This window comes from Paludisphaera rhizosphaerae (genome assembly GCF_011065895.1).
In the GTDB taxonomy this organism is placed as follows: domain Bacteria; phylum Planctomycetota; class Planctomycetia; order Isosphaerales; family Isosphaeraceae; genus Paludisphaera; species Paludisphaera rhizosphaerae.
Window position 1 is genome coordinate 21,303 of the sequence record NZ_JAALCR010000037.1, and the last position, 14,920, is coordinate 36,222.

Annotated in this window: 4 protein-coding genes; 1 reads left to right on the forward strand and 3 read right to left on the reverse strand. The window is 68.2% G+C overall.

What is annotated here, in order from left to right:
* The first annotated feature begins 86 nt into the window (after positions 1–86).
* Positions 87–1,877, forward strand: coding sequence for an LEPR-XLL domain-containing protein (locus G5C50_RS28395; protein ID WP_255487575.1), 1,791 nt, complete (start codon positions 87–89; stop codon positions 1,875–1,877).
* Positions 1,878–2,011: 134 nt separating this feature from the next.
* Here G5C50_RS28395 and G5C50_RS28400 read toward each other — a convergent pair whose 3' ends face one another.
* From G5C50_RS28400 to G5C50_RS28410, 3 genes are all read right to left on the reverse strand, one after another.
* Positions 2,012–5,920 (reverse strand): serine/threonine-protein kinase, encoded by a 3,909-nt coding sequence (locus G5C50_RS28400; RefSeq protein WP_165074529.1) that lies wholly within the window; start codon positions 5,918–5,920, stop codon positions 2,012–2,014.
* Positions 5,917–6,525, reverse strand: a complete 609-nt coding sequence (locus tag G5C50_RS28405) for an RNA polymerase sigma factor (RefSeq protein WP_165074531.1) — start codon at positions 6,523–6,525, stop codon at positions 5,917–5,919. Before G5C50_RS28405 ends, G5C50_RS28400 begins: the two co-directional genes overlap by 4 nt.
* A 197-nt stretch (positions 6,526–6,722) precedes the next feature.
* On the reverse strand, positions 6,723–14,888 hold the full coding sequence (locus tag G5C50_RS28410; protein ID WP_165074533.1) for an Ig-like domain repeat protein: 8,166 nt from the start codon (positions 14,886–14,888) through the stop codon (positions 6,723–6,725).
* Positions 14,889–14,920 lie beyond the last annotated feature (32 nt).

The window sequence follows — 14,920 nt, forward strand, 5'->3', positions numbered from 1 at the left end:
CGACAGACCCGTGGGAATTTCTACAATTCGGTGACGATCCACTCGCGACGAAGACCTGCGGACGGAGACCGAGGGTGGCGATAAGCGTGCATGGATTCTGGCGCAGGTTGGGTGCGGCAGGACGCCGATCGCACGATCGTCGCGGCGCTGTCTCTCGCGGCGGAAGCCGTGGCGGATCTCCTCGCATCGGCGTCATTGAGACGCTGGAGCCGCGAGTGCTCCTGAACGCCGACTCCGAAACCACCCAGGATCGACTGCCTCCGCCGGAGTCGCTCTATTTCGTGGTTCCCCCTCCGGCGTCCGAAATCGCCCTGGGATGGGGAGACTCCTCGGCCGACCAGGGGACGTCGGGTCCTCCTGCGCCGAAGAATGAGGTCGCTCCGACCGACGCTCAGCCGACCTTTCTGGCTTCGAGGCCGTTCGATTCGATCAACGGACCCATCTCACCCATCCTGAAAGCTCAGGCCGACGCTATCCGCAGCCACATCCTTTCGGCGGCGGGCATCGACCTTCAGGACGCCGAGGGGAACTCAAAGTCCTCGGAAGATGAGGCGCTGGACGCTTCGCGCACGGATAACTTCGCACCGTCGACGACCGCCGCCACGCTTGGCTCCCCGATCGTGGAAACGCTGACCGGTCCGCCGAGCCCCGCAGAACTGGAAACGCTTCCGAAGGTTCCGTGGACGCGCAGCTACTCCTACGCTGGCGCGATCGAAGCCGACAGGGACTCGGTGGCCTTCCGCATCCCCGTCGGGCCGACGACTCAGACGCTGACCGTCGACGTTCGACCTGGCGCCGACGGCCAGCTCACCACTCCCAAGATCGATCAGCTGTACCTGATCGGAGCCAACGGCGAGATGCTGGCGGCGATCTCCGGCGTCAAGTTCATGTCGAACGGCTCGGAGCAGGTCCTGTACATCTCGATCCACGGGGCTCCCGTCGGCGGCCAGTTGTTCATGCGTCTGGTTCGAGGCGACGACGCAGGGACCTACTACGGCGGCAGCGACGACTCCGACTCGCTCACCAACGTCCAACTCCCCTCGTCGTGGGGATCGTCCAACTACGAGATCAGCATCCTGAGGACGGACGTGGTCTCGAACTCCGGGGTCGCGACGGGCGCCTCCTCCTCGGGAGGAGCCTCGTTCATCACGACGCTCCCGACGACGACCGACGCCTCGACGTCGTCCGCGGCCACGTCCTCTTCCAGCCCGGGGACGGCCTCCTCCAACACGAAGGAGGCGGCGGACTCGCGGGTCGACGAGGTCGCCCAGTCCGAAGAGGATGGAGTTGAACTGGCTAAGCTGGAGGAAGATCCTCCTTCCGTCTACCTGGGACCGCTGGTCTCTCGGACGGCCGCGCCGCTGGGGCCCGTTCTGGCGACCTACGCCGGCGATCCCGCTCCTCCGGTCTCACGTGCGGATCGCCCAGCCGGCGACGTTCTGGACGCGCTCGGGGGGGATCTCGATCTCGACCTGCTTCTGAATCTCCGAAGCCGCCGGGCGACGAGCCATGCGGCAAGACGAGAGGACGACGGGGCGACGATCGCCGAATCGAGGGGGGGAACCGGCGCGCCGATCCTCCTGGCCGGCAACCAACCGATCGACCCCCGGACGGAGGCGCTGGCTCTGGCCGCCTCTCTCGACCGGGACGCCGAGTCGGAAGAGCTTCTGGTCGACGCGGCCGACGATCCTCCCCGCGAGCGTCAGGCCGAGGTCGCCCGCGCCGGTCTCGCGACGCGGGCCGTGGGCTTCCTGATCGGCCTGGGGCTGGCGTCTGGGCCGCTCTATCCCGACCTTGTCGCCCTGGCTCGTCGAAAGCTGCTTCGCAGAACCCGACCGCTCCGGCGCAGGGCGGCGAAAGGCGGCGGAGGATCGTAACTCGGATCCAGCCCGCGCTCCGCGGTGCCCGAGTCTGCCGCCGGGTTTCCCATTCAACGCCTCCCTGGGCGTCTTTCATCTCAGATTAGACCGCCGTGGTCGAGTTTCGGCCCTCGCGCTGACGCGGCGGTGGGTCAGCCGCTGGAGGTCGTCGACGGCGGCGTCGAACGAACCCGGGCCAGGGCGTGAGAGGTCGTCCGGCGGGCGAGTTCCAGCCAACGCGGGAGGCGATCGGGCCGGGCGGTCAGGCAACGGGCGTAGGCGATCAACACGCCCAGGTCGGTCGCTGGATCTTCGTCCGACCAGGCCGCCGCCTGTTCGAGGTCGGCCAGTGCCGGCTCGATCAGGGGGGGCGAGAGTTCAATGAAGCAAAGGGCCCGGCCGAGGTAAGCGTCAGCCCGTTCGCGGTCGCGGCGGAGAACCAGGGTCCATTCGCGGGCCGCGTCCTGCGTCCGGCCGAGACGGCGTAGCGCCCGGGCTCGATGAATCCGAGCGTAGACGTCGTCGGACCGCGAGACCGCCAGGTCCAGGTCGTCGAGAGCGGACTCGGGTGCAGGCCCGCCAAGTTTCAGGACGCCGCGAAGTTCCAGCAGGCCGGGATTGTCGGGCGCCAGTTTGAGCCCGAGCCGGACCTGGCGCTGGGCCTCGCGATCGTCCCCCGCCCAGCTGGAGACCCGCGCGGCGATCAGGTGGGCTTCGGCTGAATTCTGGCTCGAATCCGCCAGGGCCTCGGCGACGGCGGCCCGAGCCTGACGGTGTCGCCCGAGAGTCGCCAGGATCACGGATCGGGTGAGTCGCAGCCGGTGCGCGACATCGGGACGAGCGGCGGCGAGTGCGGCGATCCGGCGCTCGGCCGTGACCAGGTCGGCGCGGAGCCGGGGGCCGCCGACCGGGAAAAGCGCGAGGTCCTCGGGGCGGTCGATCTGGAGGTCGTCGTAGCGGCCGGCGGCGAGCAGGGCCCTGTCGACCAGACGGTCACGCGCGGGCGTCGGGTCGAGTCGACGGGCCTCGACCGCGTCGACCACCGCTTCTTCCCGACGGCTGAGCATCATCCGGACGATCGCGCGCATCGCCAGCAGGTCGCTCCGCTCGTCCTCGCGAGTCTCGCCGTCAACGAGCAACTCCAGCGCCGCCTCGGCCGAATCGGGATGGCCCAGACGAAGGTCGAGGAGCGCTCGGCTCCGTCTCGCCGCGACGTCGCCTGGGTTCTGCGTCAACAACTCGCCGAAAATCTCCTGCGCTCGCGCCACGTCGCCCGATTCGGCGTAGATGTTGGCAAGGTTGAGCTGCGCCGCTCGGGCCAACTCGCCGTCCGGATCGGTCTCGATCACCTCCCCGTACCATCGTCGCGCGCCAACGACGTCGCCCAACCTCTGGCGAACGTAGCCCAACTCCAACCGGACTCGCGCGGCTTCAGGACGCTCGCCCATCTTCGCCAGCGAGGCTTCCAGCTCCTTCAGGGCTTCGGCCCACGATTCCTGCTTGCGACAGAGACGCGCCCGGCTGAACAAGACCCACGGCGAGTCGGGGTTCACGCCTTTCGCGACGTCGTAGTGCCTGAGAGCCTCGTCGTCCAGGCCCGCCTGGTCCTCCAGATAGCCTAGATAGTATTGATACCAGTAGTTGGACCAGTTGATCAGGACGGACCGCCGCAGCCAGAGGATGGCGGGCGCCAGTTCGTGGCGGCTGGAATGCAACAACCCGCGCTGGAAGCAGGCCAGGGCCGATCGCTCGTCCTCCGGGCGAGGCTCGATCGGGGGCCGTCCGATTTCGGGCCGATTGGGGAGCCGCTCCTCGAAGCGTCGTCGCAGCTCGCGCCAGGGGCCCGGCGAGTCGACGAACCGGAGAGCCTTATCGCAGTGTTCGATCGCTCGTGCGACGGTCTTCTCCCGGACCGGGTTGCGCTCAGGCGTGGGGTCGGGGAGGGAGGCCTCGACGCCGACCATCCAGAGGAAGAGCAACTCGTTGACCTCGGACTTGAGGCGATCGAGCTCGGCCGGGTCGAGCATGCTCAGGTTGTGGTCGAGCTTCGTCCAGTCCTTGGCGCCCAGGACGTAGAAAGGTTCCAGCAGCGCCTGGAGCTTCTCAGCAGCGACGGCGCGGCCTTCGGCGACGCCGACGAACCGCATCCGCAGATCCTCGGCGGCGGCGTGCACGGCCTCGGCCTGCCGGCGTTTCTCGGCTGACCGCTCAGCCAGGTGATACTTGTGGTTGGCGTCGTCCGCGCGGCGCTCCAGGTCGTTGTAGGCGTGGGGCTCGGTAAGCCGGACCCGGAGTCGCTCGGCGAGATCACGGACGTTCCGCAGGTCGAAGACGCGGGTCAGAAAGTTCTGGCTGGGGCCTTCCACGAACTGAAGCGCCGCGTCGTACTGGAGCTTGGCCGTCTCGAAATCACGTTTCTGCATCAGTTCGTCGCCCGCCTCCAGGCGACGGTCCGCCTGGGCCGCGCGATCGGTCCGCTCGATGCTCAGATTGATCGCCGCCGCGCCGGCCGCGCCGCAGGAGATGAGAACGACGGCCGCGGTCGCGAACCGGAAGCGGTTGCGGCGAATCCGCCGGGCGGCCCGGCTCCACAGGGGCTCGCGCGCGTGAATCAGCGGGAAGTCGTCGGCGACGGCCTGAAGGTCGGCGGCCAGTTCCTCGGCCGTCTGGTAGCGGTCGTCCGGCGCTGGAGCCAGGCAGCGTTCGAGGACCGCGCGGATCGGCGCAGGGACGTCGACTTCGTCCGGAAACAGGCCGTGGGGGTCGCGTCGCCGCTCGTCGGCCGAATCGAGAAGCGCCTCGACGACCGACGACGTTTTGCGGGGCGGGGCGAACGGCTTCACCCCCAGCAGGGCCTCGAACAGCAGGACGCCCATCGAGAAGACGTCCGACCGAGCGTCGACGTGATCGCCGACGGCCTCGGCCAGCGCTTCCAGGTGCTCCGGGGCCATGTAGTCGACCGTGCCGCCGAGACTCGCCGCCGCTCCGGGCCCGCCGTCGGGGGTGATCGCCTCGTGGGCCAGGTTGAAGTCCAGGAGCATCGGCGTGCCGTCGGAGGCGATCAGAACGTTCGACGGCTTGACGTCTCGGTGCAGGACGCCGCGCTCGTGCGCGTGGCCGAGGGCCTCCGCGAGACGGGCCCCCCACCAGGCGAGGGCTCTGGGGAAGGTCCGCGCAGCTAGCTCGGTCCGACCCGCCGAGGGGCCTGTGGAGGCGGCGTCCGGCTCCAGGCGGTCGAGCGCTTCGACCAGAGCGCGACCGCTGGGGGGCCCTTCGCCGCCGGCCCTGTCGACCTCGTCCAGCAGCCTCGACAGCGTCACGCGACCGAAGTAAGGCATGCAAAGGACGTGCAGCCCGGTCGCCGGTTCCACGCGATGCGAGTGAACCGGGACGATGTGCGTGTGCTGGAGCCGAGCCAGCGTCTGGGGCTCGCGGGAGCCTCGAAGACTGACCTTCAGGGCGACAGGGCGATCCGCGAGCTGGGTCTCGCGTGCCAGGAAGACCCGCCCGAACGAGCCTCGGCCCAACTCCTCGACAAGCTGAAAACCGGCGATGGCGTCGCCGGCTTCGGGAAATTTCGGCCGTCCCCCGAGGTCGTCGTCGGTCGTCGTCGTCGTGCCGTGCGATCCCGTCGACCCCGAGCCTGCACCGACGAGCCGGTGGATGTCCAGCACGCGCCGCAGCGGGCCGGAGAAGTTCTCATATCGGGACAGGAAGGCGTCTGGCTCGGGGGCCTCGCCGGCCTCTTCCAGCAGGCAGAACTCCTCGTAGATCAGGGCGACGATGGTGTCTTCGCCCAGCTCGGGATAGCGTTCCGCGTACCAGTCGGCGGACGCTCGTTGTCCTGATTCCCACCGGAGCGACATGTCGGTGCGCAGGATGGCCAGCCGCGCGCCGGGGAACCCGCCGGGCTCGGGCCAGCCGGCGAGGAACGCACGGGGGTCGGGGCGCGAGCCGTTGGAGTCGGCCTCGCGCCAGGCCTGCTCGTATCGTCGTGTAAGGCGCGCCGCGGAGGGTGTTGAGGCGTCCTCCCACGTCCGCCCCCAGGCGCCAACGCTCATCCGGCCGGCTCCCACTCCGACTCCATGCGCCGCCTCAGGTCTTCAAGCACACGTTGGACGGTCCGCTCGCTGATCCCCAGGCGCTCGCCGATGTCCTTGCTCGAGAGTCCCTGCGCCTTCAGCTCCAGGATCGTCCGACGCTCGCGGGGCAGCAGGGCGTTCAGGCGGTCGAGCGCCTCGTGGGCCTGGGCCACCTCGCTGGGCGAGTCGATCGGATCGGCCACCTCCTTGGGGCGGCGGCCGTCCCCCCAGAGCGGCTCCTCGCGATGCATGTCGTTCTTGAGGCTGGCGGCGCGACGGTACTCGTCGATTACCTTGTTCTTCGCAGCCCGGGCCAGGAAGGCGACAAGATGTCGAGAATCTTCAAAATCCGTGGGGGCGTCGCGCATCCGGCGGAAGAAGCTTCCCCAGACGCTCTGGAGGAAGTCGAGCGAGTCGAACCGCGATCGCAGCAGCCTGGGGAGCTGCCTGCGCACCACCAATCGGACCTCCGGCTCATACCGCTGGAGGAGTTCGCGGGCGGCCCCTTCGTCGCCCTGCTGAATTCGCTTGAGGAAGTCGGCCAACTGGCCCTCTTCCTTCAGCGAAGGATCGCCGACCGACATGATTCGCCTCCTGAGCCCGGCCGGGGGATCGTCCCGGCGCCGCGTCCCGGCTCCTTGTCGCCGGCGGTCGCCGGCCCGGGACGTCGATCGGTCGCCTTTCAGGCTAACCATCGAGGCCGACCATTGGCAAGACGTCAAGGAGCATGGCGGGCGCCCGGCGCGATGAGCGCCCGCCGTCGGGCAAGGTTAGGCGTTCATCATCGGACGGAGGAGCGTGCGAGGGTCGCCCATTTGGCGGCCATGAGGCGGCGTTGAGCCGTGGCCGTCAGGTGACGAACCGGCCTGGATGAGACAGCGGCGACCGGCGAGATCCTCCGACTCAGATGCAGGCTCCTGCGGGCGAAGGAAGGATCGGGACCGGCCAGTTTTTTGGGGTCGAGCACGGCCTGGTACTCGCCGCCGGGTCGCCCGTCGTCGTCGCCGTCGAGCGCGACACCGTTCTGGTCGACGATTCCGCCGTCCCCCTGGATGATCAGCAGGGACACGCCGTGGAGCGGAACCTGGCCCACAGGCCGGATCCGGACGGTGTGCGTCGCGGCGTCGTAGGTCGCGTCGCGGAGGGGGATGATTCGATCGTCCTTCGTCCCCAACCGACCGTCGCGCCCTGGGCCGATGATCCGGTAATTGGCGACGTTTGAGGCGGAGACGGGGTCGAGGTCGCCAGCAAACCCGACGACGAACGAGGTCGGCTGATGGTGGTATCCGAATCGCTCCACCGAAGTGACGACCGGCCCGGACGGGAGCGGAGCGGCGAGGACCTGCAGATTGGTGGTCGCCGAGCCGCTGGAGACGAAGTCGTCGCTCCCGAGGTAGCGGGCGGAAATCGAGTGCGCTCCCTCCGAGAGCCCCAGCGTCACCAGCACGGCGGTCGCCACACCGCCCACGTTCGTCACGGCGACGGTCCCTGCGTCCACCCCGTCCACGGTGAAGGTCACGAGGCCGGTTGGGAGGGAGCCGAGTGGGGAGGTGACGAGCGCCGTCAGCGTGACCGGGCTACCGGCCACGGCCGGGCTGGGGGTTACGAGCACCTGGGTCGCCGTGGCGATGGGCGTGGTCCTCGCCGCGACCGTGACGGCCAGGGACGGCGAAACGCTCGCCGCGAATCCGGTGTTCCCGGCGTAGGAGGCCGACACCGAGTGAGACCCGGCTCCCAGCGTCATCGTCAGCGTCGCCAGGGCCCGGCTCCCGTTGGGTCTCAATGCCACGGGGGACCGGGCTACGCCGTCGACGATGAATGTCACCTGGCCCGTGGGGATCGCCCCCCCCTGAGCCGACACGTAGGCGGTGAACGTGACGGATCCGCCCACCGGGACGGGGTTGGGCGTCGCCGTGATCTGCGTCGCCGTCGTTAGCAGGACCGCCCCGGCGCGGAGGGAGGCGGTCGCCGTCGCCGTCCGCGAGGAGTTGCTCAGCGATCGGACCAGCACCCTGAGCGAACCCAGCCCCAGGTCCAGCAGCTCAGCCGAGAGGGTGATGGACCCGGTCCCCAGGGCCGGCAGCCGAATCACGGGGATCTTGGAGGTCAACTGCCCACTGTAGCCGACGAGAGACCCCGAGATGGGACCCGACGGCCCGAGGAGGATCACCTCGAAGTCGTCCTCGGCGTTGCCCGTGTTCGTGACGAGCAGGCTGAACGTCTTCGCGCCCGGAGAGGAGAGGACGTAGCTGGGGGTCTCGAATCGGGCCGTGACTCCAGCGTGCGAGGCGACCGTCACGTCGACCGAATCCGCGCTGCGGACCGCGGAGTTGCTCAACGAGGTGGCCGTCGCCGTCAGGGAGAGCGAGCCGGGAAGGGCGTACGAGATCTGGCCGATCGTGATGGCGACCACCGTCGACGCACCCGGCGCGAGCGTCACCACGTTCCTGCTCAGCTCCGCCACGAGGCTGGCAGGCCCGGCGAGGCCCAGGAGGAACGAGTCCGTCGTCCGGCCGGTGTTCGTCACGGTCATCGAGACGACGCTCCCCGGAGCGACGGAGTTTGGAACGATCGCCACCTGGACCCCGAGCGAGAGAACCCTCAGGATGCCGCTCGCCTGCGCGGTTGCCTGCGAGCCGATGGAGGTGGTCGAAACCGTGAAGGGGATCGTGGCCGCGGCGACTCCGGACGGAGCTTGAATCGTGAACGGGACGTCCACCGCGCCCGTCAGCCCTGGAGTGACGAAGACGCTCGTCTTGTCAAAAACCGCGGTGTAACCAGCGGGCAGGCCGGCGATCGCGAGCGTGAAGGTCTCGCCGACGCTCCCGGTGTTCGTCAGCCGCACGACGTATCGAGCTTTTCCTCCCTGCCCGATGGTCGGCGCCGAGGTGATCATGGCGACGACGCCGTGAGATTGGTGATCCGACGACGGCAGGAGCGGGACGCCGGCGAGCACGAGGTTGCCGTCGACGGAGCCGACGATCGTGCCCGAGGTCGCCTGGACCGTGAAGCCGAAGTCGCCCAGCACGGCGAAGGCGTCAGGAGTCATCGTCAACTGGACGTCGACGAAGCCGCCGGCCGCCACTGTCGCCTGCGCCGGCAGCGAAGCCCAGCCGGCCGGGAGGCCGAGAACCGACAGGTTATAGGTCAAGGTCGACGAGGTCGGGTTCGACACTCTCACGCGATAGGTGGTCGTTCCGCCCGGCTGCAATTCCTGGGAAGCCGGCGAGAGCCCGAGAATCTGAACGCCCGAAACGACCAGCGGCGGCAGCGCCACCTCGCCGTCGGTCCCCTGGCTCGTGAAGTCGATCGTCGTCGTTCCTGTGATCGACCGCGAGTCGCCGGGATGCAGATCCGAGACGGTCGTTTGCCAGGTGATCGTGCGGGTCAGCGATCCCGCGGCCAGGTTGAGGTCCCATTCGTAGCGGTCGGAGTCAATTCCCGCGATGATCCGAGTCGGCGCGAGGCTGAACGAGCCCGGGACGAGGGCGACGCCGCCTCCCTTGGGAACGTCGACGTGGACCGTGACGGGGATCACGTCGGCCGCGTCCAGTTGGTAGATGATGAGCCCGCTGGTACTCGTCGTGTAGATATAGCCGTCGCCGCCGTCCAGACCCTCCGTCGTGGCTGGGATCGTCGTGCTGCTGTAGACGAAGCGAGTCGGATCGCTGGCGTCGACCACGAAGATCATCGGGGAGTCCGTCGACGACCCGGTGCTCGAGAACGCGAACAGCCCGCCGCCGAGCGCCGACGCGTACGCGTTGTACGGGCCGGCCGACGCGCGGTCGATCGTCTCGGAGTGGAGCAGGACGGGGTTGCGCGGATCGGAGACGTCCAGAGTTGCCAGGACGAGGTCGCCGCTCAGGGGAAGGTCGGACGTCAGGTCCTGCCAGCCTCCCGTCGAGGCCGTGACGAACGCGAGGTTGCCGTCGACGAGCAGCTTGACCGCCTGGACCGTCCCCGGGATGACGACGGACTTGACGAGCGACATGTGCGTCGGGTCGCTGACGTCGATGACGAGGATGACGCCCTGGCCCGTCTGGGTGTCGTCCCCCTTGGCCGTGCTGCCGGCGACGAGCAGCGTGTTCGGCCCGACGAGCTGCATCTGCCAGAGATTGCCGTCGCCGCCGTTGATGTCGGCGTTGAGGTATCGTTCGATGCCGTCGTCGAAGGTCCCGTACGTGTTGCGCAGGATGCCGTCGAGCTGGGGGGAGGCCGGGTTCGAGACGTCAATCGAGTAGACGTCGCCGGTCTGGTACTTGATGTCGTTCACGCCGCCGATGAGGAACGTGAAGCTCCAGGTGGAGATGAAGACATGGGTGTCGGAGACGACCATGTGCCAGCCGAGCGCGTAGTGCAGCCCCGGCGTCGCGCCGAGCAACTGGGGATTCGCCGGGTCGGTCAGCGAGTAGATTGAGAGAACCATCGGCGTGACGGCGCCGCCGCGGGCCAGGGCGTACAGCTTGTCGCCGTGAACTTCCAGGATGGTCGACGCGCCGCCGAACGTCTCGAGGAGCTGGGGACTGGCCGGATTCGAGACGTCAAAGGCCTCGATCCCCGAGGATCCGCTGGCGAAGACGTAGTGGCCGTACTTCACGACGCCCCCCGCTCCAGGGAGGTTCGTCTGCGAAACGACGCCGAGCGGGCCGACGAGCGTGGCTTGGGCCTGAACCTGAAGCGTGTTCGTGACGACGCTCGCGCCGGGAGGAAGCTGATCCTTGTCCGACGTCAGGGTCGCCGAGACGGGCGAGCCGACCATCAGGGCGCCGTCGCCGGTCCCGCCCGGGATCGAGGCTCCGCCGGGCGTCGTCAGGGACACTCGGAGGATGTAAGAGCCGACGGGGAGGCCCGTCGTGTCGACGGCGCCCAGGTCGACCGTCGTGAGCGAGGCGACCACGTCGAGCGTCACGTCGACGGGCGACGACGTGAAGACGACCTGTCCCGACGAATTGATCAACTGAAGCACGGCCCGGGCGGTTTGCAGCCGGTTGACGGCGTTAAGGACGCGGGCCGTGACCTCCACGGATTGGCCCGGCGTGGCGAACGAACGGTCGCCGGTCACCGAGACGACCGAGACGAACTCCTTCCGGACGCTCATCGAGCCGACCGCCGTGCGGGAGATCGGCGGCGTGCTGCCGTCGATGGTCGCCGAGACGCTGAACTGGAACGGGGAGAGTTCTGAAGTCGAGTTGGGCGTGAGGGTCAATGTGACCGTCGCGAAGGCGTCGGGCGCGAGCGTGACCGAGGTCTGGCTGAACAACGAGGCCACGTCGGCCGGTAGGCCGAGGACCGCCAGGTCGTAGGTGGTGGTCGCGGTCCCGATGTTGTGCACGAGAATCGTGAAGACGGAAGGCGACTGCGGCTGCGCCACCTGGCTGGAGTTCACGAACGAGAGGTCCACGTTTCCCTGGCCGAGGGCTTCAACCGTCTCGCCGAAGGTGTCGAGCCGGCCGCCCAGTTCGGTGACCGCCGCCTGGATCGCGGACGGCGTCTGGGCCGAGGCGATCCGGTCGCGCGAGGCCGCGAAGCCGGCCGCGAAGGGGGCGAGGTTGGGATCGGAACCGAGCAATCCCAGGATGGCCCCCAGGTCGGCGACGACCTGACTCTTGTAAACGGCGCTGGTCGGGGAGCCGACGAGGTTCGTCAGCGCGACGCCCAGGTCGCTCAGGCGGGCGGCGAGGTCGGGTTGGCCGATCCGATTGGCGACTGTCGCGGCGTCAGCCACTGATGTGGCTCCGGGCACGGCCGTGATGAGGGTGAACGAGTGGAAGTCCGGGAACGGCGTGCCGAAGTCGGTCGTCAGGCGCAGGCCGAGCGTCTGATTCAGCGGCGTCGAGGCGGCGGGCGTCAGCGTGAGATTAAGCTCGACCACCTGGCCCGGGTTCAGCGTGAGCGGCGCCAACCCGGCGACGGAGAGGCCCTCGGAAGCGAGAGACTGAAAACTCACCGCCTCCGCCACATTGCCGGTGTTCTCGAGCCGGAGCTTGATCTGAGCTGGCGTCCCTGGCGACGAGGAGACGTTGTCGCGGTCCGTCGTGACCTTGAGACCGTGGATCGCCGGCATAACGAAGGAAGCCGTCTGGACCGTCGTCTGGCTCGGATCGGCCGTATCCGTGATCTGGACGCCGAAGTCCAGCGTCGTTCCCACGGCGGGGAGCGATCCGGTCGGGAAGAGGATCAGCCCGATCTCGGCGGTCTCGCCGGCGGGGATCACGACTTCCGGGATGCTGGTCTTCCCCGAGAAGCCGGCGGGGAGGTCGATCATCGCCAGCGAGAGCCGAAGCGTCGTCGAGCCCAGGTTCTTGATCCCCAGCCGGAACATGGTGGGCGACTGGGCGCCGTTGATCGGCAGCGTGTAGAGCGGGTCGGGAACGATCGCCGCGGCGATCTTCGTGCCGGAAGCGGCTCCCACCCCGAGATTCTTGAAGGCGTCGAGAGGCGCGGGCGAGAGCAGCAGATCTTCCAGGGGAGGATCGTTCGAAAGCTCGAAGCCGATCTCGAGGCCCGCGAGGAACCCCAGGCCGAAGGGGGTGTTTCGGAATCCCTGGGCGAGTTGCATCGCCAGCGTGAAAAATGCGCCGATCCAGTTCTTGTACGCCGCGACGTCCGCCCAGAACTGCCCCGCCTTCTTCGAATTGTCGCCGTACGAGACCCACGCCCCCAGCAAGAACTTGAACGCCGTGCCGATGCCGCTGATCGAGAGCCCCGCCAGGGCTCCCCAATTGAATTCAACGACCCCCCTCATGAACGCGACATAGGCGCTCGTCGCCGCATTCTGGATCAAGCTCGAGTGCTCGCCGTTGTCCATCACGTCGACGGCCGCCCCGGTCGAGGGGTCGAACTCGTACCACCCGACGCGGGCCTCGCCGTTGATCGTGACGCTTTGAGCCGGGACCAGGACGAACTTGCCGGCGTCAAGCGCCTGGGAGATGAACGCCCTGGCGGCCGGGGTGATCGCCAGAGCCTCGAGTTGGTTCCGGTTCTGCGCGCTGAGGAAGACGAGGGGGACGCCCTGATCCCTCGCCGTTTGGAGGACCGTCACGATGCCGACGGGCAGGATCGAAAAGCTGGTCGACGTCGCGGGGGGCGTCCCCATGACGTACTGCTCGGTGAACGACTCGGTCATCCCGCGAAGCAACTGGAATGAGATATCGGCGTTGGCGTTCTGGCCCGGCATGGGGATGGCCCGAATCACGTCGCGCATCAGGTCCATGGACAGGCTGAAGACGACCGTCCCGTCATCCTTGGTAATGGCCTTCGAGTCGAAGGCGATGACCCGGGGGCTCGCGAGGTAGGCCTCGACGAGCATGTGGCCGGCCAGGTCCGCGTTGTACGCGTCCGAGAGGGCCAGGAACTGAGCCAGCCGGGATCGAGCCGCCGACAGGAACGCGGCGGTCATCTCGCTCTGGATCCGCTGCCCCAGCGCGTCCCTCTCGGGGCCGTCCGGGGCGGCGTTCGCTTGCTGGACGAACGAGGTCAACTCCGCTTCGCGCGCGCTGAGTTGGGCTCTCAGCTTCTCCGCCGCGGCCTGGCTGTAAAGGCCGGATTCGATGCTCAGCGTGGTGTAATCCAATGGCGAGATCAGCGGTTGGCCGCTGGGATCGACCGAAACACTCCCCCCCCCTCCCAGCCGGGCCGCCGCGCCGATTCGATCGACGATCGTCTTCGACAGGTCGACGGACGTGCCGTCTGGCGACGTGATGTGGAGCTTCAGGAACTCGCCCGTGAGGAGCTGGCTGCCGAACGGGAAATTGGTCAGGACTTCCTGGAACGGCTGGCCCGTCAGGATCGGGTTTGCGGCCGTATCGAGCGTCCCATCGCCGATCAGCAGGTACGGAGTGTAGGTGTTGATCGTGGCCGCGAAAAGGGCTCCCACGGACGTGCTCGTGACCAAATGGCCGAGCGTGATCGGCCGACCGACCAGCTCAACCGTGTTGAAGACGTCGGAGAGCACCGTGGCGACGCTCTGGAAAGACCCGCCGAACAGGTCGCTCTGGGTCAGCTCGCGGTCCACGCTCAGATAGACCTTGTGCCGAAGGGAGTCGGGGACTGCGGCGAAGGTCGACGTTGGCGCGGCGAACGCGGCGCCGATCGTCGCGGAAGCGAAGCTCGGGTCGGCGTTTTGAAAGCCGGAGCCGGTATTGAGCTGGATCCAGTAGTGGTCGCGGGTCTCGGCCAGAAGGTCGGCGTCGTTGGCTGGGTCGGACGCTATGGTTCCAGGATTGAGGAACCCCACGACTCGCAGAGGATCCTTGAACATCGAGAGGATCAACTGCTGGGAGAGAGCGTCGGTCAGCGTCCCGTGGGCGTAACGGGCCGGGACGCCTGAGGCCCGCAGGAGCGCCACGCCCAGGCTCGACTGATCGAGCGAGTTTCCCGCATCGCTCCAGAGCGTCCCCCGCGCCCCTCGCAGGGAGCCGACGTACGACTCATAGTCCACCTCCTGCGTGAGGTAGGCGAGGATCTGCGTGGGGTCCTGGTTCAGCTCGGCGGCCTTCGCCTGGATGTACGGATCGTTCGAATCGGCATCGGGCGTCGCGGCGAGCAGCGAGGGGTCGACCGACCCCGCGCGGAGGCTGGCCGGCAGGGCGTCGTCCGCGACCGAGGCGCCCTGGTAGACGCCGGCCGCATGCGACCCGGCGTCGATCTGAAGGACGCCGGCGCTCGCCAGTGCGACCGTGACCTGCACGGTCGCCGAGCCGAACGGCGCGATCGTCCCCAGCGACCACGACAGGGCCTGGCCGGTCCGGACGCTCGGCAGCATCGTGGCTGAGACGTAAGAGACGCCGGTCTTGAGCGTCGTTGACAGTTGGACGCCGCTCACGGCCTCGGGCTGCTGGTTGTAGACCGTGTACTGGATTTTCAACTGGCCGTTCTGAACGCCGGCGGACGTCCAGGAGGACAGAGTCCGGCCGACGCTGATCACGTCCGAATCGGCTGCAAGCATCAAGCGGGCTTCGAGCCTCTCGCAGGCCGATC

Bases quoted from the DNA above. Each gene is read 5' to 3' on its own strand.
- G5C50_RS28400 (WP_165074529.1), bottom strand. From the start codon at position 5,920: ATGAGCGTTGGCGCCTGGGGGCGGACGTGGGAGGACGCCTCAACACCC.
- G5C50_RS28410 (WP_165074533.1), bottom strand. From the start codon at position 14,888: ATGCTTGCAGCCGATTCGGACGTGATCAGCGTCGGCCGGACTCTGTCC.
- G5C50_RS28405 (WP_165074531.1), bottom strand. From the start codon at position 6,525: ATGTCGGTCGGCGATCCTTCGCTGAAGGAAGAGGGCCAGTTGGCCGAC.